Raw genomic sequence first — 3048 nt, forward strand, 5'->3', positions numbered from 1 at the left:
TCCGGGACGGAACGCTGGCCGACGTCTCCGTACCGGTACGCGGCTCCCGGCACGACTCGCGGGCCCTGGACGAGGTCGGATGGGCCGACCAGATCGCCACCGCCCGGGCCCAGCGCGTGGTCGCGGTGCTGGCCGACACCGCCTACGTCAAGCACACCCGCCTGACGCCGCGCAAGAAGACCACCGGCATCCCGCGCAGCACCCAGGACAAGGCATGGAACCGGCACATCGCCAGCCTCCGAGCACCGGTCGAACGCGCGATCGCCCTGCTCAAACAGTGGAAGATCCTCTCAGCCGGCTACCGCGGCCGGCTGGCCGAACTACCAAGCATCATCCATATGATCACCAACCTGGAGTTCTACCGACTCAGCCGCTGAATAGGGCTCTTATGCTCAGCTTCGGCAGCCGCGTGCTCCCACGCGCGCTGCTCGGATGCCGCACGAGTACGCCCCTCCTCCGCCCTAGCCTTCTCGGCCGCAGAAGCTGCGCACGTGCCCGGTTCGCCGCCGGATCGCGCCAGATCGTGACCAGCCGCATGTACACCGCACCTGGCTTCGACCACTTCCCCACCCCGCCGGAACCCGGGTCACCTGCCGTCGAGGTCCTCGCTCTCGTTGCCCAGACCAGCCCGACGATGAGCATCGCGCCGCACCATGAACAAACCTCGTGCCCCTCGGGCTTCGCGCGGAGCAAACCATCCCTGCCAGGCAAACTCGCGCTCAATCCACGACCACGCGGCGATCACGAAAAGCGATACGCACCATGCGAAGAGTGAGATGACCTCAAACCGCCGCCCGAATATTCCAAACGAAAGCTCCACTAGGCCGGATACAGATATGACAGAAAAGAGTTGTGCCCTAGTTCGCAGTACAGCCCCCGCCTGATCCGGGTCGTTCCAGTGCCAGCGGATGAACTCATCAATGTCCTTGGCACCCGCGAGGACCGTCTTTCCGCAAAAAAATTCCAACGATGCTCGCGACGCCCGCCGCTGCCGCGACACCACCGGCAATTCCGAGGGACAACACGAACGAGCGTCCAGATGAACAAGAGCGTGGGATCCATATTAGTCACTCCATCCGTTATATCGCCAGTGCCCTTGAATACCGCGGTTCGTTGAACGCCGGGTCCTCGCGTATGCCTTTCCGTCTCGCTTGCCACACGCGCACCGTCTGGCAGTGCCAGCACGTCATGGCGTTGTCAGGGCTGCTCCCACCCTCCCCAGCACTCCCCGATTCGGTCTGCCCCCAGTTCCTACCGCCCTGCTGCGACATTGTCAGCGACGGAATTCTCCCACCCCTGCTCAATCAACAAGCGCCTCACGGCGCACGAGTGGTGGCGCATCGGCCCTTCGTTCGGCTCGACAGGTGGTCTCGACAACCCGATCAAACCGGAGGCGAGGGCCGTTTGCGCTACCTGTCAAGCCTTGCCCTGCCCATCAACGATGCTGGTCAAGCCGCTGCGAGACCTCTCCCGAGCCACACACGCTCAATCACGCTCTCATTTGCACTTTTGGTCGTTGCGCACATTGCTCAGGAAAGTTACCGAGGCAGAATTGGTAGCACCGCCTTCACCCGAGCCGTCATTCCATACCTTCGTCGCGTCTCTCCACGGCCCGCGCGAGAGCCGCGTGCAGCCTGGGACCTTCGCGCAATACTCCCTTTGAGTCAAGGAGTATTGGACGTGAGAAGCGTCGACCATCTTGCAGTTCAAGGATTATTTTCGAATGGACCGCCCAGCGCGACCATTCCGGGCGCCACTCACCGGGCAGAATTACTGCAGACTCGATATCTGCTGGCCGGAACCGAAGCGTATGGAACCTACTACGAAGCACCACCTCCTCGCTCACGCTAATCATTGTCCGCCCTGCGGTGAACCACCAGTTGAGAACCCTTATGAGGCCCACAATCATGGCGACAATCGCGACGAAAGGAAGGTAATTGCGAGCCGAACTGTCAAACGTGCTGACCAAGGGAATCGCGAGTATCACGACCCCAGACATTATCGCTGACACGTAGATTGGCCGCCATAGTTCTGAGCGCTTGGTTCGCAAAACGTACATGCCTTAATCCTGTCCGATTATGCCGTTTCCAGCGCTGCTGAGCGCCAGCGTCGTTGCCGTGCCGGCCACGTTCGATGTCGCGTAACTCATGCCATAAAGTCGTCTCGCATCCGAGACTCCGAGAGTGTCGCCGACCGCAGATATTGACCGCGCATCACTCAATGCGGGCGTGCCGGGCAGGTCATTGGCAAAGCGCTTTACAACGTTCTTCGCCACGGCATTTCCCGCAGCACCACCGCCGATCATGCCGACCGCCGAGACCGCCGCTTTGTCCCATTTTCCTTGCCTGGCGTAAGCGGCTGTGTAAACGGCACCACACAACGTTGCCACCGCGCCAAATGCGAAGCCACAAGCAAATTCGATCGACTTTCCGATCTTACTTTCAGTCAACTGTTCTGCCGCCTGACCAGACCAGTCCCATGCCGCCTCGGCCACGTTGCCCACTGCGTCGCCAAAGCCACTGAGCCATCCGCCGACTTGCTGGCCGATTCCGGCCTGCTTCTTATGCGCAGCCTCGGCAGCCGCGTGCTCACGCGCGCGCTGCTCGGCTGCCGCACGAGCGCGCGCCTCAGCTTGCGCCTTCGCCTTCGCAGCCGCGGCAGCCTGCGCACGTGCCTCGTCCGCAGCCGGATCGCGCCGGATCGTCACCGGCGGCGTATACGTCGTACCCGGCCGCGCCCACTTCCCCGCCCCACCATTGTTCCAACTACCCGTATAACCCGTGTTGTTCGGCCCGACCTGCCAACCACCCGAACCCGGCTTCCCCCTCGTCGGAGCCGTATACGCACCATCGATCAACGGCCCCAACAACAACCCCGTCGGATCCGAGAACGTCATCGGATTGTTGTTCGCATACACATACGCGTTCCACTGCTGCGGATCAGCCAGATCCATCACCGGATCCACACTGATGAACGCACCCAGCACCGCGTCATACAACCGCGCCCCGACCGCCGTGAGCCCACTCGAATCCTCCGGCTTGTCCAGGA

Annotated in this window: 2 protein-coding genes; one reads left to right on the top strand and one right to left on the bottom strand. The window is 62.1% G+C overall.

What is annotated here, in order from left to right:
- The coding region (locus tag LUM46_RS26555) for a transposase family protein (protein WP_274998315.1) at positions 1-377 on the top strand (377 nt) is incomplete at its 5' end.
- 1685 nt (positions 378-2062) lie between these two features.
- Here the strand turns inward: LUM46_RS26555 and LUM46_RS26560 are convergent.
- Positions 2063-3048: RHS repeat-associated core domain-containing protein (locus tag LUM46_RS26560; RefSeq protein ID WP_338109910.1), on the bottom strand; the 986-nt coding region annotated here is incomplete at its 5' end.

Origin of the sequence: Promicromonospora iranensis, from assembly GCF_028994805.1 — a bacterium.
Lineage (GTDB): Bacteria > Actinomycetota > Actinomycetes > Actinomycetales > Cellulomonadaceae > Promicromonospora > Promicromonospora iranensis.